This is a genomic window from Isoptericola sp. NPDC056134 (genome assembly GCF_042264825.1).
In the GTDB taxonomy this organism is placed as follows: Bacteria; Actinomycetota; Actinomycetes; order Actinomycetales; family Cellulomonadaceae; genus Isoptericola; species Isoptericola nanjingensis.
In genome coordinates this window covers 20,770-43,213 of sequence record NZ_JBHJVM010000005.1, presented here as the reverse complement: position 1 = coordinate 43,213, position 22,444 = coordinate 20,770, and the positions used below count along the sequence as shown (strand labels likewise).

The window sequence follows — 22,444 nt, the reverse complement described above, 5'->3', positions numbered from 1 at the left end:
CTGTCGACAAGCGCCTCAGGCTCATGCTCTGCTCCGCGAGAACGGGTGGGGCCCGGTGCTCGTCCCGGACCACAACTCCGACGACCTGAGAGCCCGGTTCGGGCTCGACGGCGCGACCCTCGCCACGCTCCGCGAGCACCGGCTGCTCGACGACAGGTCCGCCGACGGCGAGCTCCGGCACTTCTCGGCTGATCGTCGTCGACCGTGGCATGCAAGCGCTTTCCTCCGTCCGTGCACTGTGGTCTGCTGTCGGCCCATGATCCTCAACGGAGTGCCTTGGTTCGACGACCGCGGCGAGGTCGTCAACGCCCACGGCGCCTGCCTCGTGGACCACGAGGGGCGCTACTACCTGTTCGGCGAGCACAAGACCGACGACGTCAACCGGTTCGACGGCGTGGGGTGCTGGTCCTCGGCCGACCTCGAGCACTGGACGTTCGAGCGCGTCGTCCTGCCGGTGCAGCCGGACGGTCCGCTCGGGCCGGACCGGGTGGGCGAGCGCCCGAAGGTGATGCGCTGCCCGGCCACCCGGCGCTTCGTGATGTACGTGCACGCGGACGACCTCGGCTACACCGACCCGCTGGTCGCCGTCGCCACGTGCGACACCGTGGCCGGCGAGTACCGCTGGCACGGCCCGCTCGTGCACCAGGGCGAGCCCGTCCGCCGGTGGGACATCGGCGCGTTCCAGGACGACGACGGCACGGGCTACCTGCTGGTGCACGAGGGCGACGTGTATCGGTTGGGCGACGACTACCTGACGGCGGAGGAGAAGGTCGCGGAGAACCTGGCCCCCGGCGGCGAGTCGCCCGCCATGTGGCGCTCCGACGACGGCTACCACCTCCTGATGTCGCGGAAGACGTCCTGGGAGCGCAACGACAACGAGGTGCTCACCGCGCCGTCCGTGCACGGCCCGTGGCGGCACGCCGGGCTCCTGGCGCCCGAGGGCACGCTGACCCACAACTCGCAGTGCTCCTTCGTGGCGCGGGTACGGCGGGGCGACGACGTCGTGCCGATGTACCTCGGCGACCGCTGGTCGTTCCCGCACCAGGCCTCGGCGGCGACCCAGGTGTGGCTGCCGCTCCTGACCGACGGCGGGCCGGCGCGGCTGGGGGAATACTGGCCCGCCTGGGACCCGGCGACCGGGGAACCGGTGCCCCTCGACCGCGACGCCGCGGGCGCCGTGGCTGCCGTCGACGCGCAGTTCCGGTCCGCCGGCGCCGGCGATCGCCTCGAGGTCGACCTGGAAGGGGCGCGGTTCGCCGTGGTCGGCACGTCGGACGACGAGAGCGGGTACGCCCGGGTCGAGCTGCTCGACGACGGGCGCGTCGAGACGTCGCACCTCGTGGACTTCTACTCGAAGGTGCCCGACACCGGCCCGCGCTACGTCTCGCCCGTGCTGCCGGCGGGGCGCTGGACGCTGCGCGTGACGCCCACGGGCGAGGTGCCGACGTGGTCCCAGAAGGACGGCACCAGGTTCGGGTCGACGGGCAGCCGCGTCACCGTGCACCGGGTGCTCGTCCTCGCCTGATCGGATCGCCCCGAGGGCGGACCCGCTCAGGCAGGCGGCATCTCGATGGTGATGTTGGCGCGCTCGGTGCCCGGCGGGTCGCCGAGGGTCGCCCAGAAGTCGGTGTCGCGCATCCAGCCGGGGAGGCCGGCGGGGAGGTCGCGGCTCGGGATGGCGGGCAGCTCGGCGGGCGTGAAGTCGGCGCCGTAGGGGACGAGGGGGCGCGCCTCGTCGGGCTGCTGGATCCTCGCGTGCAGCCGCCCCAGCGCCACGTTCCAGTTGTCGAGCAGGTCCTGGCGGCTGATCGGCCCGCCCGGCTTGTCCGCCGTCGGGTGCAGGGCTCGCTGGTGGAACACGGAGACGCCGGCGCCCTCGGGCGAGGTCACGAACGTGCGCCAGGCCTCGAAGGCGGGGGTGCCGAACGTCACCACCGCCTCGATGCGGCCCGGCGCGAGCGCCGCCGCGAACCACCGGTGGCGGTAGGCGACGACCTCCGGGTCGTTCAGGTGGGGCAGCGCCATCTTCTGGTTGTAGATGCCGTAGAGGAACGCGTTGACCATGAGGTAGCTCGACGTGAACCCGAGCTTCTCGACGAAGCCCTGCACCCGGCGTCCCGCCTGCCCGGACAGGATGCGCCGGGTGAACGCCTCGGTCTGGGCAGGGTCCTGCCCGACGACGAGCAGCCGGGCGGTGCCGTTCGCGCGGCCCCGGTAGAACACGGGCCCCCACAGCGACCGGAAGCCGTCGGCGCCGCGGAACACGGTGTCGTCGGGGTAGGTGCGGCACAGCGTCCGGAACCGGCCAGTGGGCCCGGCGTCGAACGGGTCGGTGATCATGGCGCCTCCTCACCGACAGGGAGCGCCGCGCGGCGTCCGCACGCACGCGCACGACCGGGTGAAGTCGGGGCGCGCAGCCGGTGGGACGCTGTCGCCCGTGCCGACAATGAGGGAGCAGTCCCGGTGCGGGCGCCCGCCCCGCCGGGGTCGACCTCAGGGGGACGGCCATGGCGCAGCTGGTCATCACCGGGAACGTCGCGACGATGGCGCAGGGGGCGACGGCGCCCCCGGTGCCCGGTCGGGTCTGGATCGACGGCGACACCGTCGTCGACGTGACGACCGGGCGCCGCCGGGTCGCCGGCTTCTCCCGGGCCCCGGAGGTCGACGTCGGCGACGCGGTCGTGCTGCCGGGGTTCGTCGACATGCACAACCACCTGGCCTACAACGCCCTGCCGCTCTGGACGGAGCCCGGCCGCACCGAGCCGTGGCTGCACAACAAGCACTGGCCGGACGCCGACACCTACACCGAGTCGATCACCGAGCCGGCCTGGGTGTACGCGAAGGCCTGCCCCGAGGCCCTGCTCGCCTACGTGCAGGTGCGGGCGATGGCCGGGGGAGCGACCGCGGCGCAGGGGTGGCCCACCGCGAACCGCGGGTATCGCACCGTGATGCGCAACGTCGACGCCGAGGACGTCGGCACCGGCCGGGACGACCTGATCTACACCTCGGTGGTCACCAAGACGGGCGAGGCGCTCACCACCGCCGTCCGCCGCATGGCCGCAGGCTCCGGGTTCATCTACCACTGCGCGGAGGGGCGCCGCGGCTCCCGCGTCCTGGCCGACTACACGGACCTGGACCGCGCCGACGGGCTGCTCCCCACCCTGCTGGCCGTGCACGCCTGCGCGGTGGACGCCGACGGCTGGGCCCGGTGGGACACCGCCGAGGCGGGCGGTGTCGTCTGGTCGCCCCTGTCCAACCTCCTGCTCTACGCCGAGACGACGCTCGTCGACGACGCGCGCGCCCGCGGGATCACCGTGTGCCTGGGCAGCGACTGGGGCCCGTCGGGCACGAAGAACCTCCTCGGCGAGATGAAGGTGGCCCGCATCGCCGCCGACCACCTCGGCTACGACCTCACCGACGCACAGATCGTCGAGATGGTCACCAGCAACCCCGGCACGCTGCTCGAGCGGTGCTGGCACCGACCCGTCGGCCGCCTCGTCCCGGGGGCGCTCGCGGACGTCACCGTCGTGCGGGGGCGGGGGCGCGGCGACGCCTGGACGCGCGTCGTCGCCGCCCGGGAACGCGACGTCGCCCTCGTCGTCGTCGGCGGCGTCCCGCGCTACGGGGACACGAGCCTCATGACGGCGGCCGCGGCGCCGCCCAGCTTCGCCGCCACGGTCGGGGGCCGACGGCGCCGGGTCGCGGTGCCGGACCCCGCGGACCCGCAGCGGGCCTGGTCGTGGCGGGCGGTCCTGGACACGCTGCGGGAGGTGCAGCAGGACCCCCAGCAGGCCATCGCGACCGCCCAGGCGCGCGCCTCCGCCGGCCCGCGCTTCGCGGAGGACGCCGAGCTCGAGCTCTTCCTCGACATGCCCGACACCCGGCGCACCGGCCGTGCCGGGCCGCCCAAGGACCCGGCCACGGTCCGGATCCCGCCGGTGCCCGCGCCGGAGCACGACGCGGCGTACTTCGACCTCCTCGACGCCGCGCCGATCCCGCAGGGCGTGCTCGCCCCGCTGCGCGCGAGGTTCGGGCAGTGACGCCCCCGAGCCCGGCGGCCCTCCGGGCGCGCGCCGGCAGCCGCCTCGACGACGTCGTGCCCACCCGGGCCGAGCCCGGACCGGAGCCGGTGGCGCTCACCGCGACGCAGCAGCACGACCTCGTCGACCTCTGGACCACGCTGCTCACCGACGTCTACGTGCACGCCGGGCAGAAGCGCGCGCTCTACGGGTACGACCCGCTGCGGGCGCTCGCGGCCCTGCGCCGGGAGCTCCCCCTGCTCGACAGCGCCGGGTTCCTCCGGGCGCTCACCAGGGTGGTCAACCGGCTGCGCGACCAGCACACCCAGCTGTTCGTGGGCGCACCGGGGGCCGAGCCGTACGTCGCGGCGCTGCCGTTCCTCGTGGAGCCGTTCGGCCCGTACACGTCGCCCACGTTCCTGGTCACCAAGACGACGGGCGAGGCGCCCGACCCGGCGTTCGCCCCCGGGGTGCGGCTCACCACCTGGAACGCCGTGCCCTTCACCCGGGCGGTCGACCTGTTCGCCGACACCCTCACCGGGGGCCGGCCGGACGCGCGCCGGGCGCGCGCCCTCGAGACGCTCACCCAGCGGCCGCTCGCCTACCTGCCCCCGCCGGACGAGCTGTGGGTCGACGTCGGCTTCCGGCTCCCCGGGGACCCTGCGGGCGACCCCGACCGCACCGCCCGGTTCGAGTGGCGGGCGATCCGCCCGGGGGCGGCCGCGACCGCCGACGACCGGGTCGCGACCCGGACACGCCGCGGGATCGACGTCGTGGGCGAGACCGCGCGCCGCGCCCGCAAGCTGTTGTTCGCCACCGACCTGTGGGAGGGCGACCGGCAGGGTGTCCAGCCCCGGGCGAAGGGCTCCGGCTGGCTGCGCACCAGCGTGGCCGACGCCCTCGCCGCCCGGCCGGTGACGACCTCGCACGGCACGTTCGGCTACCTGCGGATCTGGACGTTCGACGTGCGCCACCCCGGACGGTTCGTCGACGAGGTCGCCCGGCTCCTTCGCCGGCTGCCCCAGGAGGGTCTCGTCGTCGACCTGCGTTCCAACCCGGGGGGCGTCGTCGACGCGGCCGAGCGGTTGTTCCAGCTCTTCACGGACCGACGCGTCGAGCCCGTGCGGTTCGCGTGCCGCGCGACGCCGGCGATGGCCGACCTCGCCGAGGCCGACGGCAACGGCGCCGACCTCGCCGACTGGGCGGGCTCCCTGCGCGCCGCCCTCGACCTCGGCGAGGAGTTCTCCCAGCACCTGCCGCTCGCGGACCCCGACCTCTGCAACGGCGCGGCCCGCGCCTACCGGGGACCCGTCGTCGCCGTCGTCGACGCCAACACCTACTCGTGCGGCGACCTCTTCGCGGCCGGGATCGTGGACCACGGCATCGGGCGGGTGGTCGCCGTGGGCGCCGCGACCGGCGGGGGTGGCGCGAACGTCTGGACCGGCGACGACGTCCAGTACGCCTACCACGCGGCCCACCGCACGCTCCCGGCGCCGCCGCCCGGGATCGGCTTCGCGCTCGCGGTGCGCCGCATGGTCCGGTCCGGCACGTCCGCGGGCCTCGCGATCGAGGACGTCGGGGTGGCCGGCGAGGAGCGGTACGACATGACCGAGCGTGACGTCGTGGACGGGAACCCCGACCTGCTCGAGCACTGCACCGCGCTCCTCGCCTCCGCGTAGCCGCGCGAGGTCAGGACGCCGGGGCCGCCGTCGTGAACAGTCCGCGGTGCACGATCTCCCGGGCCCGCGTGCCGCGGGCGGCGGCCAGGGACTTGAGGTCGGCGACGTTCTGCTCGAGGACGGCCGACGCCAGCGCCTCGCGGCCCCGACGTCGTACAGCCCCGGCCCTGTCGCGTTCCACCGCCTGCTGGCCGAGTGGCGCGAGGGCGACATGAGCGACGTCCTCGTGCTGTCCGGCGACGGGCCCGGCCCGGCCCGAGCGTGCCGGCGCCGGGCTCGCGGCGTGGCGCGGGTAATCTCGTCCCGTCCCCACCCGCAGGCCTGAGGAGCGACGACCCCGGTGAGACGTTCGTCCCCCAGCATCTCGGACGTCGCGCGCGCCGCCGGTGTCTCGATGGGCACGGTGTCGAACGTCCTCAACGGCACGGTGCGCGTGACCCCGGCGACCCGGGCCCGGGTCGAGGCCGCGATCCGGGAGCTCGGGTTCGTCCGCAACGGCGTCGCGCGGTCGCTGGCGGCCGGCCGGAGCTCGACGCTCGGCTTCGTGATCATCGACCTCGCGAACTCCTACTTCCTGGACATCGCGCGGGGCGCCGAGGAGGAGGCCGGCCGGGCGGGGCTGAACCTGCTGCTGGCGAACTCCGACATGTCGGAGGAGAAGCAGCGCACGTACGTCGATCTGTTCGTCGAGGACCGGGTGGCGGGCATCCTCGTCGCGGCGAACCACGGGTCGACGCACGACCTGCACCGCTCGGCGCCGGGCGTGCCGCTCGTCGTCGTCGACGCGCCGGGCGACCACTCCGACGTCTGCTCCGTGGTGCCGGACAACGAGCTGGGCGGCTACCTCGCCGCGACGCACCTCGTCGAGCAGGGGCGCCGGCGGCTCCTGTTCGCCGGCACGACCGAGCTCGTGCCGGTCCGCGACCGCCTGCTGGGGGTCGAACGTGCCGTCGCCGAGCACCCGGGCGTCGTGCTCGAGGTGGAGCAGACGGGGAACGTCCAGGTCGAGGACGGGCGCCGCGTGGGCGACGACATCGTGCTGCGCGACCCCCGCGAGCGTCCCGACGCCGTCGTCGCGGCGGCGGACCTGCTCGCCGTGGGCGTGCAGCAGTCGCTGCTGCTGTCGTCGTCGCTGCGGGTGCCGGACGACGTCGCGATCATCGGCTACGACGACAACCGCGCCGCGTGGGACTCCGCCGTCCCGCTGTCGACGATTCGGCAGCCGGGGGAGGCCGTCGGCCGGGAGGCGGTGCGGCTCCTGCTGGAGGAGCTGGAGACCGGACCCGAGGCCCACCGGCACCGGCTCGTCACGTGCGAGCCGCGGCTCGTGGTGCGGGCGAGCACCGCCGGAACCTCCTGACGGGTCGGCGGGGTCAGCCGCCCGGCGGGAGCCGGCCGATGAGCACGTCGCGCAGGCCGGTGCGGGACCGCTCCGTGTCGTCGAGGTCGACCGGTCGCAGGCGACGGGGGAGTGCCGCGACGACCAGCGCGTACGCCTCGAGGACCAGCTCCTCCACGAGGTCGGGCGTGATCCCCGGCCCTGGGGCCAGCGAGATCCAGTGGCGCTTGTTCATGTGGTAGCCGGCGGTCACGCTCTCGAGCTCCTGGCGGAGCGCCTCGCCGTCGTCGGGCGTGCACTTGAGCGTCACGAGCGGGGTGCCCGTGACCTCCGTGGTCATGCAGAACACCTTGCCCTGGACCTTGAACACGTCGTGGTCGGGCCCGAAGGGCCAGGTGCGGGTGGCACCGGGGAGGGCGAGCGCGACGGCGGCGGCGAGGTCCTGGTGCTCGGAGGGCCCCATGCCCGCCTCAGCTCTCGCGGGTCGTGCGGAGCACGTCTCCCTCGGCCTTGGCCGCCGTCCAGAAGGTGCGGAGCATCTCCTCGGGGGTGAGCAGCGAGTCCCGCTGCTCGACAGGCTCCGCCTCGCCGGCGATGGCCTTGACCTCGTCGTGGATGCGTTCCATGGAGCTGTCGAGCGACGACGCGACGTCGGCGGCGAGCTTGAGCGAGTCCGTGAGGTGCCGGGGCACGTCGCGCGCGTACTTGTAGTAGATCTTGTGCTCGAGGCTCGCCCAGAAGTCCATGGCGATGGTGCGCAGCTGGATCTCGACGACGACGTGCTCGACCCGGTCGGAGAGGTACACGGGCACCTGGACGATGAGGTGCAAGGACTTGTACCCGTTCGCCTTGGGGTGGGCGATGTAGTCGCGCTCCTCCAGGACGGTGATGTCGGCCTGGTTGGTCAGCATGTCGCGGACCTTGTAGATGTCGGAGACGAAGCTGCAGGTGACGCGGACCCCCGCGACGTCGAACATCTGCTGGCGCACGCCGTCGGGCGTCAGCGGGATGCCCTTGCGGCGGCACTTCGCCACGATCGACTCGAGCGACTTGAGCCGCGAGCCCACGTGCTCCACGGGGTTGTAGTTCTGCATGAGCCGGAACTCGTCGCGCAGGATCGAGATCTTCGTCATGACCTCGTCGATCCCGAACTTGTAGGTGAGGACGAGCCGGCGCAGCTGGTCGACCAGCTCCCGGATCTCGGCGACCGCGGGAGTGTGCTGCTCGGGTCCGTGCCCTGCGTCCTGGCTCACGGGCACCACGGTAGACGGGTTTCCTGACGCTCGATAATCCGATAAAAACGGTCGGAACTGTTCGGTATTCGAGACGGTCGGGAGGAACCGTTGACACCCCCCTTCCGGAGACCTACGTTCCTGCGCACCGGGTCGGACGACCGCGGCGCCCCAGGCGGTGCGGCCGGACGTCCCGGATGGTCACGAGCTCCGACGCGAAGCCCCGGCTCGTCGGACGGCAACCCCCAGCGCGGGCGGGTGCCCCGGGTGAGGACCAGGCCGGCCGTCGCCGACGGCACGGCAACACGCGACCCCCGCCCCGGCGGGGAGCAGGAGAGGACGAGCATGCACCGCGACGCCACCACCGTGCGCCCCCTGTCGTCCCGGCACGTGCCGTCCGCCTCGCCGGTGACCTCGGCGTCCGCCCGGGCGTGGTGTCGACGCCGCTGATCGCGGCCTGATCGTCCGCCGCCCGCGGCGGACGACCCTCCTCGACGGCCCGGCACCTGCCGGGCCCGGCCGCAGACGGCCCCGCCCGCCCGTCCCGGCGGGCCTTCCTCCCCGTGCCCTCCCGACGGCGGCGCGCACCCGCAGGTCCACGACCCGCGCCCGAGTGCGCCCGTCCGCCGCGCCCTGATCGGAGCCGACGTGCCCTACTCCCTGCCCTCGACGTCCACCACCAGCACCCCGTCCCCCCTCGTCGTCGGCGTCGACCTCACGGCGGCCGGCGCCCGCCCCGGCGTGCACCGGGCGCGCGGCATCGTGCAGCCGCGGTCGTTCGACGCCGAGCGCTTCGTCCAGCTCGTGCGCACCGCCGACGGCGGCGGCCTCGACCTCGTCACCCTCGACGAGGGCTTCCTGCTGCACCCGGGCCGGCGGCAGGTGACCGGGCGGCTCGACGCGGCCGTGGCCGCCGCACGGGTGGCACCCCACACCACGCGGGCCGGGCTGGTCGCCGCCGTCGACACCGCGCACGTGGACCCGGCGCACGTCGCCCAGGCCGTCGCCCGCGTCGACCAGGCGAGCTCCGGCCGGGCCGGGTGGCAGGTCGGGCTCCCCACCGGAACCGTCGCCCAGGACGACGCGTGGGCGGAGCAGGCCCGCGACGTCGCGGCACAGGTCGTGCGGCACTGGGACGGGCTCGCGACGTCGGCCGGGCCGAACGCGGGTGACACGGCCGGCGCCGTCGCCGTCGACGACGAGGGGCGCTTCCGCGTGGACCACGACGGCATCCGCTTCGCCGTGCGCCGGCACCGGCCCGCCGAGGGCCGGGCCGCCGACGGGTCCCGGAGCGCCGGGACGCGGCAGGGGCGGCCGCCCGTCGTCGTCTCCGCCCGGAGCGAGGCCGCGCTCGACCTCGCCGCCCGGACGGCGGACGTCGTGCGCGTCGCCGCCACCGCGCCCGCCCGCGCCGTCCGGCTGCGCTCCCGGCTGCGCGACGCTGCCGAGGCCGCGGGCCGCGACCCCGACACGCTGCGCGTGCTCACCGAGGCGTATGTCGTGCTGGCCGAGGACCGGGCCAGCGCGCAGGCGCGGCTGGAGCTGGTCGAAGCCCTCGAGGGCCCGGAGATCTCCGGCGGGCTGCTCGTCGTGGCCGGCACCCCCGACGACCTCGCCGAGACGATCGTGGACTGGCGGGACGCCGGCGCGTCCGACGGGTTCCTGCTGCGGCCCTCGTCGCTCGGCCCCGACCTGGACGCCCTCGTCGACGGTGTGCTCCCGCGCCTCGCGCGGGACGGCGTGCGGGCGGTGGCGTCCCCGGCGCCGCGTACCCTCCGCGCGACCCTCGGGCTGCCGGACGTGGGGCCCGCCGCCGACGCCGGCGATGCCGGCAGCGCCGTCGTCGCCCCCGCACCGGCGCACGCGCGGCCGCGCGCCCGGGCGGGCCGCACCGCCGACTCCCGGCTGGTGCGCGCGTGACCGCCCGCCCCGACGCCCGCCACGTCACCCCCGCCGCCCGCATCGCCGACACCCGCCGCGACGTCGCTCGCCCTCTTGTGACCGGAGGCCCCCCGATGACCGTCACCGACACACCACGCGTCCGTCCCACGGACCCCGCAGGCGCCCCTGCGCACGCGCCGGCCGCCGGTTCCGCCGCCGGTCCTGCCGCGGCACGGAGCGCGAGCCGGCGGGCCGACCGCGAGCGCGAGCTCGCCGCGCCCCACGGCTGGCTGAGCCTGGCGGGGTTCCACTGGCTGCCCTCGCGACCCGAGCCGCTGCCCGGCGTGCCCGGGCTCTGGCTCGCCGACGGTGCCGGCGCCCACCTGCGGCCGGGGGAGGCCGACGGACCCCGGGTCCGAGGGCCGGAGGTCGCGGACGGCGCGTACGACGGCGACGTCCCCGAGGGTGGCAGCGTCGTCCTGGGCACGTTCCTGCCCTCCGGGCGCGAGCCCGCCGACGGCGCCGACCCGGACCTCCCGCCGGCAGGGGAGACGGCCGCGGTGGCGATCGAGCTGGTGCGGCGCACCGGACGCCTCGCGATCCGGCTGCGCGACCCGCACGCCCGCACGCGCCTCGACTTCGCCGGGGTGCCCGCCTTCGACCACGACCCCTCGTGGGCGGTCGAGGCGCCCGTCCGCCTGTACGACGTACCCCGCGGGCTCGTGGTCGGGGCCGCCCGTCCCGGCCTGGTGCACCGGCTGCAGGCGGTCGGCGAGCTCGACCTGAAGCGCGGCGACCGGACGGTCACGCTCGTGCTGACCGGCTCCCCGGGTGGCGCCCCGACGCTGCTCTTCAGCGACGAGGCACCCGGCGTCGCGCCCTGGCGGGTGGTGCGCCCCGAGCTCCCCGGGTCCCTGACCCCGGGCGACGCGGGCGTCGCACACCTCGACCTCAACGACGCCGTCAACCTGCCGTACGCGTTCAGCGACCACGGCACGTGCCCCGCCCCGCCGCCGGGCAACCACGTCCCGTTCGCCGTCACGGCGGGGGAGAGGGCGCCGCGATGACCGCCGTCACGACGCCGGGCGCACAGACGCCGAGCGCACAGACACCTGGCGCACGGGCTCCGGGGCCTGCGGCACCGGCTCGGGACGCCGCGGCCACCCCGTACGCGGACCTGCGCATCGTCCCCGCCCGCCACCCGGGGCGATGGGTCGCGACGGCCGGCGTGGCCGTACTGCTGGCGATGGTCGTCAGTTCGCTGCTCACCAACGACCGGTGGGAGTGGGACGTCGTCGCGCAGTACCTCACCTGGCCCTCGATCCTGTCCGGCGCCTGGGCGACGATCCGGCTCACGGCCGCGGCGTCGGTGGTGGGGTTCGCGCTGGGCACCGTGCTGGCGCTCATGCGGCTGTCGCGCTCGCCGCTGCTCGTCGGGGTGTCGTGGGCGTACACGTGGGTCTTCCGCTCCGTGCCCCTGCTGCTGCAGCTGCTGCTCTGGTACAACCTCGCCTATCTCTACCCGCACCTGAGCCTCGGGGTCCCGTTCGGCCCGGAGTACCTCTGGTTCGACACCCTCGGCGTCATCGACAAGTTCGGCGCCGCCATCCTGGGCCTGGGGCTCTCGCAGGCCGCCTACTCCGCCGAGATCGTGCGCGCCGGCATCCTCAGCGTCGACCAGGGGCAGCAGGAGGCGGCCGCGTCGCTCGGCATCCCGCGCCGGCGCCAGGTGACCCGCATCGTGCTGCCGCAGGCCATGCGCTCGATCGTGCCGACGGCCGTCAACGAGGTCATCGGCCTGCTCAAGGGCACCTCGATCGTCTACGTCCTGGCGTACGGAGAGCTGTTCTACATCGCGTCCGTCATCTACGGCCGCAACGGCAAGGTCGTGCCCCTGCTCATCGTCGCGGCGATCTGGTACCTGGTGCTGACCACGCTGATCACGATCGTCCAGTACTACGTCGAGCGGCACTACGCGAAGGGCGCCGTGCGCACCCTGCCGCCCACGCCCCTGCAGCGGCTGCGCTGGTCGTCCGCCGTGACCGTGGCCCGCCTCACCGGCCGTCCGGTGCCCCCGCACGTGCCGCCGGCGTTCGCGGCCCGCGCCCGGGTCGGCGTCCTCACCCGCACCGCCCGCACCTCGGGAGGCCCCGCATGACCGCCACGACGACACGCACGACGGCGCACGAGGGCGCGGCAGGCCGGGTCGAGGTGCACGGCCTGCACAAGAGCTTCGGCACCCTCGAGGTGCTCCGGGACGTCGACCTCACCTTCGAACCCGGCACCGTCACCGTCGTCCTCGGGCCGTCGGGCTCCGGCAAGTCCACGCTGCTGCGCGCGATCAACCACCTCGAGAAGGTCGACGCGGGCTTCGTCACGGTGGACGGTGACCTCGTGGGCTACCGACGCCGGCACTCCCGACGTGGTGGCCGCCGGGGCGACGTGCTGCAGGAGCTCAAGGAGCGGGAGATCCTCGGGCAGCGCACCCGCATCGGGTTCGTCTTCCAGGGATTCAACCTGTTCCCGCACCTCACCGTGCTGGAGAACGTCGTCGAGGCGCCGCTGTCCGCACAGCGCCGCCCTCGCGCCGAGGTGGAGCCCGAGGCCCGCGAGCTGCTCAGCCGCGTCGGGCTCGCCGACAAGGCGGACGCGCGACCACGGCAGCTGTCCGGCGGGCAGCAGCAGCGCGTCGCGATCGCCCGCGCCCTCGCGCTGCGGCCCCGGGTGCTGCTCTTCGACGAGCCCACCTCCGCGCTCGACCCCGAGCTGGTCGGCGAGGTGCTCGAGGTCATCAAGGACGTCGCGAGCACCGGCACCACCCTCGTCGTCGTCACCCACGAGATCGGCTTCGCCCGCGAGGTCGCCGACAACGTCGTCTTCATGGACGGCGGGGTGGTCGTCGAGCAGGGGCCGCCCGCCGAGGTGCTCTCCCGCCCACGCCACGCCCGCACCCGCGCCTTCCTCGACAAGGTCCTCTGACCTTCTCCGGCCCCACATGCCTTCCCACGCCCGTTCACATCCCCTGACCTGCGGCCCCGGCCGCACACCCATCCCCTGGAGACACCCGTGACCGCACCGACCCGCCGAGCCCGCGCGCTCGCCCTGCTCGCCACCGTCCCCCTGCTGGCACTCACGGCCTGCGCCGGTGTCAGCACCTCGGCCCCCGAGGCCGCCGGCACCGGCGACGGCGTCGAGGCTCCCGCCGGCACCAGCTCCGAGGGTGCCGCTGCAGCCGGGCTCGAGGTCAGCACCAGTCCCGACCAGGACCGGATCCGGTCGACCGAGTCGGCCGAGGCCGTCGGCCTGCTGCCGGAGGCGTTCGCGGACAAGGACGACTTCGTCGTGGCCGTGAGCGCCGGCGCGGCACCTCCGCTCGGCTTCTTCGCCGATGACGACAAGACCCCCATCGGCAACGAGACCGACATCGCGCAGCTCGTCGCCGACGGCCTCGGCAAGGACCTGCGCCTCGAGGTCAAGGCCTGGGCCGACTGGCCCCTGGCCCTCCAGTCGGGCGACGTCGACGCCGTCATCTCCAACGTCACCGTGACCGAGGAGCGCAAGGAGACGATCGACTTCTCCTCCTACCGCAACGACGAGCTGGGCTGGCTCACCAAGGCGGGCTCCGACGTCCCGGAGATCGGCGAGCGGCAGGACGTCGCGGGGCTGCGGGTGGGCGTCGGCTCGGGCACCAACCAGGAGAAGATCCTGCTCGAGTGGAACGACCAGAACGTCGCCGAGGGGCTCGAGCCCATCGCCGGCGGACAGCCGGAGTACTACGAGCAGCTCTCCGACGTCCTCCTCGCCCTGAAGTCCGGCCGTCTCGACGTCTACGTCGGCCCCAACGCGTCCCTGGCCTACCAGGCCAAGATCGCGCCCGACGAGCTCGCCGTCGTCGGCACGCTCAACGGCGGCTGGCCCGACACCGCTCAGATCGCCGTCGCGACCAAGAAGGGCAACGACCTCGCGCCCGCCGTCACGGCCGCTCTGCAGCAGGCCTTCGACGACGGCACGTACGCCCAGGTGCTCGAGCGCTGGGGCCTGGGGACCGAGGCCGTCGAGAAGCCCGAGACCAACCCGCCGGGCCTGCCGAAGACGGAGTGACGGCACCCGACCGTCCGGACCATCCGCCCCGTCCCCGACCCGTCCGTCCCGAGGAGTGCAGGTGACCGAGAACGCCACGCCTTCCGCCGTCGCGGTGCCGCGACCCCCGAACCGCCCCCGCCCCGCCCGTCCGACGACGCCCCGCGTGGCCGCGGACCTGCGGGACCTGCGGGCCCGCGCGCGGGTCGCCGCCCGCTACGGCGTGCGGCCCGAGGACGCGGACGACGCCGCGCCGGGCGTCGCCGCAGCGCTCGCCGCGTCGCTCGCCGCGGCGGTCACCGGCGCCCCGGGCGGCGGGCCGGCCGTCCTCGACGTCCAGCTGGGCCACCGCTCCGTGCGGGCGTTCCTGCCGGGACCGCTGGAACCGTGGGTGCTGCCCACCGTGGTGGCGGCGGCGCAGTCCGCGCCGTCGTCGTCGAACCTGCAGCTGTGGAGCGTCGTGGCGGTCACCGACCGCGACCGGCTGGCCCGGGTCGCGGCGCTCGCCGGGCACCAGGAGCACGTGCGCGACGCGCCGCTGCTGCTCGTGTGGGTGGCCGACGTGGCACGGGCCCGGCAGCTGGGCGCGCAGGACGGCGTCGAGCTCGAGGCCGCCGGCTACCTGGAGACGACGGTCGTCGCGTTCCTCGACGCCGCGCTCGCGGCGCAGAACGCGGTCGTCGCGGCCGAGTCCCTCGGCCTCGGCACCGTGTACGTCGGGGCGGTGCGGAACCACCCCGAGGACCTTGCGGCCGAGCTCGGCCTGCCGCCCGGCGCGGTCGCCGTCGTCGGGCTGGCCGTCGGGCACCCCGACCCCGGCCACGCCCCGCGCGTCAAGCCACGCCTGCCCCAGGACGCCGTGCTGCACCGCGAGACGTACGACGAGGGGCGCGTCGCGCACGTCGCCGACTACGCGCCGCGCATCGACGCCTTCTACCGCGAGGAGCGGCTCGACGGCTCGTGGTCGCGACGGGTCGTCGACCGGCTGCGCGGCGGCGGTTCGCTCCAGGGCCGCGAGCGCCTGCGCGAGGCGCTCACCGCCCTCGGGCTGCCGTCGCGCTGACCGACCGCGCGCCACGCCCGAACCGCCCGACCCGCACCACCCGCCACCTGGAGACCATCATGACCGACCCCGCCGCGACCCCGAACAGCAGGGTGCCCCTGTCCGTCCTCGACCTCGCCCTCGTGCCCGAGGGGCGCGCGGGCGCGCAGGCGGTGCGCGACGCCGTCGACCTGGCCGTGGACCTCGACCGGCTCGGCTACCGCCGGGTCTGGTACGCCGAGCACCACCTGTCGCCGGGGGTCGGGTCCGCCGCGCCGGCGGTGCTCGCGGCCGCCGTCGCCGCCCGCACCGAGCGCATCCGCGTCGGCTCGGGCGCGGTGCTGCTGAGCACCACGAGCCCGCTCGTGGCGGCCGAGCAGTTCGGCACGATCGCCGCGCTGCACCCGGGGCGGGTGGACCTCGGCCTGGGCCGGGCGTTCACGCCGCCGAAGGGCGGCGCGCCGCGCCCGGCCCCGGCGGCGGCGCCGGCGAGCGGACCGCGCGTCGTCGACGGGCTGTACGTGCCGCCCGCGCCGCCGACCGCGGGGGACTCCGTGCTGCGCGAGCGCGCGCTCGCGCAGGCCGCCGTGGTGGGGGCCTCGCGCACCCCGGCGAGCTTCCGCGCCGAGGTCGAGCTCGTGCTCGGGCTGCGGGCGGGCACGTACGCCGACGACGGCGGGCGCCGGTACGTGTCGCCGCCCGTGCAGGACGCCGCGTTCGACCTGTGGGTGCTGGCGTCCTCCGGCGGCGAGAGCGCCCGTGTGGCCGGAGAGCTGGGCCTGCCCCTGGCGGCGAACTACCACGTGAGCCCGTCGAACACCCTCGAGACCGTCGCCGCGTACCGGGCGGCGTTCCGCCCCCGGGTGCTCGCCGAGCCGTACGTCGTCGTCTCCGCCGACGTGCTCGTCGCCGACACCACCGAGCGGGCCCGCGAGCTCGCGGCGCCGTTCGCCGACTGGGTGCTGTCCATCCGCCGCGGGGCGGACGGCGCGATCGCCTACCCGCGCCCCGCCGACGCCACGGACTGGGCCGAGCGCCCCGAGGACGAGCGCGCGGTGGTCGCCGACCGGGTGGACACGCGCGTCGTCGGCGACCCGGCGACCGTCGTGGGCCGCCTGGAGACCCTGGCCCGGGTCACCGGGGCCGACGAGCTCCTCGTCACCACCGCCGCGCACGACCCCGCCGACCGGCAGCGGTCGTTCGCGCTGCTCGCCCAGGCGTGGGGTGCGACCGAGGGCGAGACGCCCCGCGTCCCCGCCCTGGCCGCGACGCCCTGACCCGCACCGACCGACCACCACCCCTCAAGGAGGACCCATGACCACGTCCGAGACCGCGCCCGATACCGCGCCCGAGACCACGTCCGAGACCGTGCCCGGGACGGCCCCCGGAGGCAGCGGTCCGACCACCCCGCCGACGCAGGACGCGCGCACGGCCGGCGCGCGGGTCGCCGACGGCGCCTTGCTGGTCGACGTGCGGTCGGCGCGCGGCCGCGCCGCCACCGGCGACATCCCCGGGGCGACGCTCGCCGACCGGGACGACCTGGACGCGCTCTTCGGCCCGGCCGACGCGCCTGCGATCTCGCTCGACACCCCGGTCGTCGTGGTCTGCGGCTCGATCGACGGCTCCGGACCGGTCGCCGCGGCGCTCAGGGCCCGCGGCTTCACCGACGTGACCCACGTCGACGGCGGGTTCCCCGCCTGGCGCGACGCCGGCCTTCCGGCGACCGCGCCGTCGGACGGCCCCGCCGCGGGCGCCTGACCCGCCCGGCACGAGCACGACCCCAGCCCCACCGCTGCAGCGAAGGAGACCACCATGCCCGTCGAGTTCCTCGGCATCGCCACCACGAACGACGCGTCCGAGACGTCCGCCCGCACCACCGCCGCGTTCGACCCCGCCTACCTGGAGCGCATCGTGCGCGCGCACGAGGACAACGGGTGGACGCGGGTCCTGTTCGCCTACGGGTCCTCCGGCCCGGAGCCGGCGGCCCTCGCCGCGTACACGGCGGCACGTCTGCAGAGCATCGAGCTGCTGCTGGCCCACCGGCCCAACGTCTCGTACCCGACGTACGCCGCCAAGACGTTCGCCACCCTCGACCAGCTCTCCGGGGGCCGGTTGTCGGTGCACTTCATCACCGGCGGCAACGACCACGAGCAGGGCCGCGAGGGCGACCGGCTCACCAAGGACGATCGGTACGCGCGCACCCACGAGTACATCCGGATCGTCAAGCAGGCGTGGTCCAGCGCGGAGGCGTTCGACCACCACGGCGAGTTCTACGACTTCGAGGACTTCGTGCTCGACGCGAAGCCGGTCGAGGGCCACGTGCCGACGATCTCCTTCGGGGGGTCCTCGGATGCCGCCTTCCGGGTTGGGGCGGCCGAGGCCGACATCTACGCCGTGTGGGGCGAGCCCCTGGCCCGCACGCAGGAGCAGATCGACCGCGTGCACGCCGAGGCCGCGGCCGCGGGACGCACGACGCCGCCGCGCATCCACGCGGCCTTCCGGCCGATCGTGGCGCCCACCGAGGAGCTGGCCTGGGAGAAGGCGCACCGCGTGCTGGACCGGATCGAGGCGCGCAAGGCGCAGCTGGGCGGGCAGCTGTCCCGGCGGCACCCGATCGACAGGCCCGAGAACGCCGGGTCGCAGCGCCTGCTCGAGATCGCCGCCGCGGGGGACCGGTACGACACCGCGCTCTGGACCGCCACGGCGAAGGCGACGGGAGGGGCCGGCAACTCCAACGCGCTGGTCGGCACGCCCGAGCAGGTCGCGGAGGCGCTGCTCGCCTACTACGACCTCGGGGTGCGGGTCATCTCGGCGCGCGGTTACGACCTGCTCGACGACGCCATCGACTTCGGCAGACACGTCATCCCGCTCGTGCGCGAGGGCGTGGCCGCGCGCGACCGCGCGACCGCCCGGGCCGCTGCGACGGCCGAGGCCTCCGCGGACGCCGACGGCGCGGCGGTCGGCACCGGGGAGCGCGTGGCCTGATGCGCTTCCAGCTGCTCGACATCGTCTTCAACCCGCCCCATCCCGTCACGGGAGAGGCGGTGCCGCCCGCGGACCGCCTCGCGCGCGTCGTCGAGCACGCGGTGCTGGCCGAGGAGCTCGGGTTCGACTCGTTCGCGGTCGGGGAGCGGCACGCCGGCGACGTGCTGTCGTCCGCGCCCACCGTGATCCTCGGGGCGGTGGCGGCCCGCACCCGCCGGATCCTGCTGTCGACCGGCGTGACCGTGCTGTCCCTGCTCGACCCGATCCGGGTGGCGGAGGACCTGGCGACCGTCGACCAGCTCTCCCGCGGGCGGCTGGAGATCGTCATCGGCAAGGGCAACGAGGAGCTGCAGTACCCGCTGCTCGGCCTCGACATCGCGAAGCAGTACGAGTACCTCGAGGAGAACTACGAGCTCCTGCGGCTGCTCCTGTCGTCCGAGGACGTCACCTGGTCGGGCCGCCACCGCCACCGGCTGGAGCACGCCACCACACTGCCGCGACCCTTCGCCGGGCCCTTCCGCATCTGGCACGGGTCCGCGACGAGCGAGTTCGCCGTCGACCTGGCCGCCCGGTGGGGCGACCCGATCGTGAGCGCCAACGCGCTGCAGCCGCGGGAGAGCTATGGGCGGCTGATCGACCGGTATCGCGAGCGGTACGCGGCCGCCGGGCACGACCCGGCGTACCGGTTCGTCGGCGCCGGCTCCGGGGGCCTGTTCCTCGCCGACACCACGGAGCAGGCGATCGAGCAGTACCGGCCGCTGTACGAGGGGCAGGTCGCGCGGCTGCGGGCGCGCGGCTACGACCCCGCGACGCACGTCGGCAAGGCCCAGGCGTTCGAGACGATCGAGGACGCCGTCGAGCGCGGCCCGGCGCTGGTCGGGTCGCCCGAGCGGGTGGCCGAGAAGATCCTCGACTACCACGGCTCCTTCGGGCACGTGCTGCAGTCCGTCTCGGTGAACCACCTGCTGGAGCCGTCCCGCCAGGAGGACGTGCTGCGCCGGTTCGCGGCCGAGGTCGCGCCCGTCGTGCGCGCCGAGGTCACGACGACGCTCTGGGGGCCCGACGACGAGCGGCGGGCCGCCGGCCTCACCGCGGCGCAGGCCCCCGCGGTGCACGACGGCACGCGTGCCGAGGCGCTGACCGTCTGACCGCCCGGCGGGGTGTCCGGCATGCGGTCATCCCGTCGACCGGATGGTGGGCGGCGGGGAGAATGGCCGCGACGTCGACCGTGTGAGGAGGCCACCGTGACGGTCCAGCCCACCCAGCTGGTGATCCTGGCCGTGCTCGTCCTGGCGACCGTCGTCCTCGGCGCGGTGTGGAGGTCCCGCCAGGGGCGCGTCCGCACCACGCCCGCGCGGCAGGACCCCGTCGTGGACTGGGCGGCCCGCGGGGTCCGGCTGGGGGAGCGGGCGACGTTCGTCCAGCTGTCCGCCGAGGTGTGCGCCCCGTGCCGCGCCACGGCCCGCGTGCTGGAGGGCCTCGTCGAGCGCGAGGCCGGCGTGGAGCACCACGAGCTCGACGTCGACGACCATCTCGACCTCGTGCGCGAGCTCGGCGTCCTCACCACCCCGACGGTGCTGGTGCTGGACGCGACCGGGGCGCAGGCCGCCCGCAGCAGCGGCGGGATGTCGCCCGCTCAGGCGCGCCAGGCCCTGGCCGCCGTCGTCCCCGTCGGCTGAGCCCGCCGAACCCCGTCCCCGAGGAGAACCGATGACCTCCGAGCGTCCCGCCGGCCAGGCCCCCGTCACGCGGGCCCCGGCCGGCATCGACCCGCGCGGCCCTCGGGTGGGCGCCGCCGTCACGGCGCTGCTGCTCGCCGTGGTCGTGCTCCTCGGGGCGAGCCCCGCCGGCCTCGTGCTGCTCGCCGTCGTGGCCGCCGGGTTCCTCCTGGGCGCCGTGCGCGGCGCGCAGGGCACGGTGCAGGGCTGGCTCTTCAAGACCCTCGTTCGCCCCCGGCTCGCGCCGCCCGCCGAGCTCGAGGACCCGCGCCCGCCGCGGTTCGCCCAGCTCGTCGGCCTCGTCGTCACGGGCGTCGGCGTCGTGCTCGGCCTCGCAGGCGTGCTGGCCGCGGTGCCGTGGGCCGCGGGGATCGCGTTCGTCGCGGCCGGCCTCAACGCCGTCGTCGGCCTGTGCCTCGGCTGCGAGCTCTACCTGCTCGGCGCGCGCCTGCGGCCCTCCGCCCGCTGAGGCCGCCGCCCACCACCGGACCCCTCGAGGCCCCGCCGTCACCGACGGCGGGGCCTTCGGCGTCTGCGGCGCCCGTCCCGCGTCCGTGATGTGAGACGACCCGCCCGACCCTTGACTCGGGAGGCCGCGGCGGCTTCCCTGCCGCCCAGGTGACGAGCGCCAGCACCCAGGCCCGGCTCGCTGGCCAGCAACCCTTCGACGTGACGGGGTGCTCCGGGAACGACCTGACCCCGCCGCGCCCGCGGCCGGGTAAGCACGGCTCCGGTCGTCCATGACCGCGCCCCGGCCCGTGCCGGCGCGGGGGGCGACCCGCCATGACCACGAGGAACACCACGCGATGACCACCACCCCGCGCGCACCGCGCACCCAGGACCCCAGGCGCACCCCGCGACGCAGCGTCGTCGGGCTCGCCGCCACCGTCTCGGCCGCCGGCCTCCTGCTCAGCGCCTGCTCGACGGGCGCCGACACCGCGGGCACCGGCGCCGACGCGAGCGGCGAGCCCGTCGCCGGCGGCGACCTGACGTTCGCCATCACGGTGGACTCGCACTGCGTCGACCCGCAGCAGGTCGGCAACAACGACGCGATCGCGGCCGCCCGTCAGACCGTCGCGTCGCTCACCGCACAGGACCCGGAGTCCGGCGAGATCCTGCCCTGGCTCGCGGAGAGCTGGGAGGTGAACGACGACGCCTCCAGCTACACGTTCCACCTGCGCGACGACGCCACGTTCGCCGACGGCACGCCGATCGACGCCGCCGCGGTGAAGACCAACTTCGACGCGATCGTCGACCTGGGTGCCGTGGCGTCCCTCGGCTCCCAGTACCTCGTCGGCTACGCAGGCACCACCGTCGTGGACGAGCACACCGTGACCGTCGACTTTGACGAGCCGAGCGCGCAGTTCCTCCAGGCGACGTCGACGTTCTCCCTCGGCCTGCTCTCGCCCGACTCGGCGACCCTCTCGACCGAGGATCGCTGCGCCGGGAAGTACGTCGGCTCCGGGCCGTTCGCCGTGAAGTCCTACACCCCGGACCAGGAGATCGTGCTGGAGAAGGTCGCGGGCTACGACTGGGGGTCGGAGGCCAGCAGCCACACGGGCGAGGCGTACCTCGACACGGTGACCCTGAAGGTCATCCCCGAGGCGGGTGTGCGCTCCGGATCCCTGCAGTCGGGACAGATCGACGCGACCGCCGCGCTGAACGCCGTCGACCTGCCGCAGTTCGACGGCAACGGGTTCTGGCTGTCCTACCGCGCGAACCCGGGCGTCGTGTTCAACCTGTTCCCCAACGAGTCCAGCCCGCTGGCCGCCGACGAGGCCGTGCGCACCGCGCTCGTCAAGGGGATCGACCGCCAGCAGATCGTGGACACCGTGCTGACGCCGCAGGACCAGCCGGCCACCGGTGTGCTGTCCCGTTCGACGCCGCTGTTCGAGGGTGCGGACGACCTGCTCGCGTACGACCCCGAGGGTGCGACGAAGGTCCTGGACGACGCGGGCTGGGTCGTGGGCGCCGACGGCATCCGCGAGAAGGACGGTCGGAGGCTCTCCACCACGGTGACGTTCTGGCAGGAGCCCGGCGCGCTCGAGCTCGTGCAGCAGCAGCTCCGGCAGATCGGGGTCGACCTGCAGCTCAAGCACGTCACGGTGGCCGAGAAGGAGGCGGCCACCGCCGCCGGCGACTTCGACTTCGACTACTACAACCTCACCCGGTCGGACGCCGACGTGCTGCGCACGATCTTCTCGGCGAACGCGCGCAACGTGAACCAGCGCGACCCGGAGGAGGTCGACGAGCTGCTCGACGACTCGGCCGCCGCCACCGACCCCGAGGAGCGCCGGACGCTGGTCTCCGAGGCGTCGAGGCTGCTGCTGGAGCGTGGTCACGCCATCCCGGTCTACGAGCTGTCCACCACGATCGCGGCGGCCGACCGCGTGCAGGGGCTGACCTTCGAGGCCTCCTCGCGGCTCGACTTCTACGACGCCTGGGTGACCGACGGCGCGGGAGAGTGAG

At 75.1% G+C, this 22,444-nt stretch carries 21 protein-coding genes and 2 riboswitches; of the genes, 17 read left to right on the top strand and 4 right to left on the bottom strand.

All coding sequences use genetic code 11. From position 1 onward, the window contains the following. Window positions 1-256: 256 nt before the first annotated feature. A complete protein-coding gene (locus ACFCZN_RS06620) occupies window positions 257-1,525 on the top strand; it encodes a family 43 glycosylhydrolase (protein WP_430556243.1) in 1,269 nt (422 codons plus the stop codon). A 26-nt stretch (window positions 1,526-1,551) separates the two neighbouring features. Here ACFCZN_RS06620 and ACFCZN_RS06615 read toward each other — a convergent pair whose 3' ends face one another. Continuing rightward, window positions 1,552-2,340, bottom strand: coding sequence for a uracil-DNA glycosylase family protein (locus tag ACFCZN_RS06615; RefSeq protein ID WP_429763690.1), 789 nt, complete (start codon window positions 2,338-2,340; stop codon window positions 1,552-1,554). Window positions 2,341-2,507: 167 nt separating this feature from the next. Here ACFCZN_RS06615 and ACFCZN_RS06610 point away from each other — a divergent pair, with 167 nt between their 5' ends. Together ACFCZN_RS06610 and ACFCZN_RS06605 are read left to right on the top strand one after the other, a co-directional pair. Then, a complete protein-coding gene (locus ACFCZN_RS06610; RefSeq protein ID WP_430556242.1) occupies window positions 2,508-4,040 on the top strand; it encodes an amidohydrolase family protein in 1,533 nt (510 codons plus the stop codon). Beyond that, window positions 4,037-5,698, top strand: coding sequence for a S41 family peptidase (locus tag ACFCZN_RS06605; RefSeq protein ID WP_430556241.1), 1,662 nt, complete (start codon window positions 4,037-4,039; stop codon window positions 5,696-5,698). The genes ACFCZN_RS06610 and ACFCZN_RS06605 overlap by 4 nt, the downstream gene beginning before the upstream one ends. A gap of 10 nt (window positions 5,699-5,708) precedes the next feature. Here ACFCZN_RS06605 and ACFCZN_RS06600 read toward each other — a convergent pair whose 3' ends face one another. Further along, window positions 5,709-5,879 (bottom strand): hypothetical protein, encoded by a 171-nt coding sequence (locus ACFCZN_RS06600; RefSeq protein ID WP_430556240.1) that lies wholly within the window; start codon window positions 5,877-5,879, stop codon window positions 5,709-5,711. 159 nt (window positions 5,880-6,038) lie between these two features. Between ACFCZN_RS06600 and ACFCZN_RS06595 the strand changes: the two genes are divergently transcribed. Next, window positions 6,039-7,058, top strand: a complete 1,020-nt coding sequence (locus ACFCZN_RS06595) for a LacI family DNA-binding transcriptional regulator (protein WP_430556239.1) — start codon at window positions 6,039-6,041, stop codon at window positions 7,056-7,058. A gap of 13 nt (window positions 7,059-7,071) precedes the next feature. On the opposite strand, the gene ACFCZN_RS06590 is transcribed toward ACFCZN_RS06595, so the two are convergent. Together ACFCZN_RS06590 and ACFCZN_RS06585 are read right to left on the bottom strand one after the other, a co-directional pair. Then, window positions 7,072-7,500: an MmcQ/YjbR family DNA-binding protein gene (locus ACFCZN_RS06590; RefSeq protein WP_430556238.1), complete on the bottom strand. Its 429-nt coding sequence runs from the start codon at window positions 7,498-7,500 to the stop codon at window positions 7,072-7,074. Between the two features lie 7 nt (window positions 7,501-7,507). Next, window positions 7,508-8,290, bottom strand: coding sequence for a GTP pyrophosphokinase family protein (locus ACFCZN_RS06585; protein ID WP_430556237.1), 783 nt, complete (start codon window positions 8,288-8,290; stop codon window positions 7,508-7,510). A 178-nt stretch (window positions 8,291-8,468) separates the two neighbouring features. Continuing rightward, a riboswitch (SAM riboswitch) is annotated at window positions 8,469-8,582 on the top strand. 335 nt (window positions 8,583-8,917) lie between these two features. Between ACFCZN_RS06585 and ACFCZN_RS06580 the strand changes: the two genes are divergently transcribed. From ACFCZN_RS06580 to ACFCZN_RS06520, 13 genes are all read left to right on the top strand, one after another. Next, the gene (locus ACFCZN_RS06580) at window positions 8,918-10,189 is read left to right on the top strand and encodes an LLM class flavin-dependent oxidoreductase (RefSeq protein WP_430556236.1); all 1,272 of its coding nucleotides are present in this window, start codon (window positions 8,918-8,920) and stop codon (window positions 10,187-10,189) included. A 95-nt stretch (window positions 10,190-10,284) separates the two neighbouring features. Next, window positions 10,285-11,217, top strand: coding sequence for a DUF1684 domain-containing protein (locus tag ACFCZN_RS06575; protein WP_430556235.1), 933 nt, complete (start codon window positions 10,285-10,287; stop codon window positions 11,215-11,217). Further along, window positions 11,214-12,308 (top strand): amino acid ABC transporter permease, encoded by a 1,095-nt coding sequence (locus tag ACFCZN_RS06570; RefSeq protein WP_430556234.1) that lies wholly within the window; start codon window positions 11,214-11,216, stop codon window positions 12,306-12,308. Before ACFCZN_RS06575 ends, ACFCZN_RS06570 begins: the two co-directional genes overlap by 4 nt. Next, window positions 12,305-13,129: an amino acid ABC transporter ATP-binding protein gene (locus ACFCZN_RS06565; RefSeq protein ID WP_430556233.1), complete on the top strand. Its 825-nt coding sequence runs from the start codon at window positions 12,305-12,307 to the stop codon at window positions 13,127-13,129. Before ACFCZN_RS06570 ends, ACFCZN_RS06565 begins: the two co-directional genes overlap by 4 nt. An 87-nt stretch (window positions 13,130-13,216) precedes the next feature. Beyond that, window positions 13,217-14,251: an ABC transporter substrate-binding protein gene (locus ACFCZN_RS06560; RefSeq protein WP_430556232.1), complete on the top strand. Its 1,035-nt coding sequence runs from the start codon at window positions 13,217-13,219 to the stop codon at window positions 14,249-14,251. 61 nt (window positions 14,252-14,312) lie between these two features. Then, window positions 14,313-15,293 (top strand): NADPH-dependent oxidoreductase, encoded by a 981-nt coding sequence (locus tag ACFCZN_RS06555; protein WP_430556231.1) that lies wholly within the window; start codon window positions 14,313-14,315, stop codon window positions 15,291-15,293. Window positions 15,294-15,352: 59 nt separating this feature from the next. Next, the gene (locus ACFCZN_RS06550) at window positions 15,353-16,549 is read left to right on the top strand and encodes an LLM class flavin-dependent oxidoreductase (RefSeq protein ID WP_430556230.1); all 1,197 of its coding nucleotides are present in this window, start codon (window positions 15,353-15,355) and stop codon (window positions 16,547-16,549) included. Window positions 16,550-16,586: 37 nt separating this feature from the next. After that, window positions 16,587-17,030, top strand: a complete 444-nt coding sequence (locus ACFCZN_RS06545; RefSeq protein ID WP_430556229.1) for a rhodanese-like domain-containing protein — start codon at window positions 16,587-16,589, stop codon at window positions 17,028-17,030. Between the two features lie 54 nt (window positions 17,031-17,084). Next, window positions 17,085-18,257 (top strand): LLM class flavin-dependent oxidoreductase, encoded by a 1,173-nt coding sequence (locus ACFCZN_RS06540; protein ID WP_429763675.1) that lies wholly within the window; start codon window positions 17,085-17,087, stop codon window positions 18,255-18,257. Further along, window positions 18,257-19,405, top strand: a complete 1,149-nt coding sequence (locus ACFCZN_RS06535; RefSeq protein ID WP_429763674.1) for an LLM class flavin-dependent oxidoreductase — start codon at window positions 18,257-18,259, stop codon at window positions 19,403-19,405. The genes ACFCZN_RS06540 and ACFCZN_RS06535 overlap by 1 nt, the downstream gene beginning before the upstream one ends. 96 nt (window positions 19,406-19,501) lie before the next feature. After that, window positions 19,502-19,936: a TlpA family protein disulfide reductase gene (locus ACFCZN_RS06530; RefSeq protein WP_429763673.1), complete on the top strand. Its 435-nt coding sequence runs from the start codon at window positions 19,502-19,504 to the stop codon at window positions 19,934-19,936. Between the two features lie 31 nt (window positions 19,937-19,967). Then, complete coding sequence (locus ACFCZN_RS06525) at window positions 19,968-20,444, top strand: DUF4395 domain-containing protein (RefSeq protein ID WP_429763672.1); 477 nt, start codon at window positions 19,968-19,970, stop codon at window positions 20,442-20,444. A gap of 148 nt (window positions 20,445-20,592) precedes the next feature. After that, window positions 20,593-20,706, top strand: a riboswitch (SAM riboswitch). Between the two features lie 75 nt (window positions 20,707-20,781). Further along, a complete protein-coding gene (locus tag ACFCZN_RS06520; RefSeq protein WP_430556228.1) occupies window positions 20,782-22,443 on the top strand; it encodes an ABC transporter substrate-binding protein in 1,662 nt (553 codons plus the stop codon). Window position 22,444: the final 1 nt, after the last annotated feature.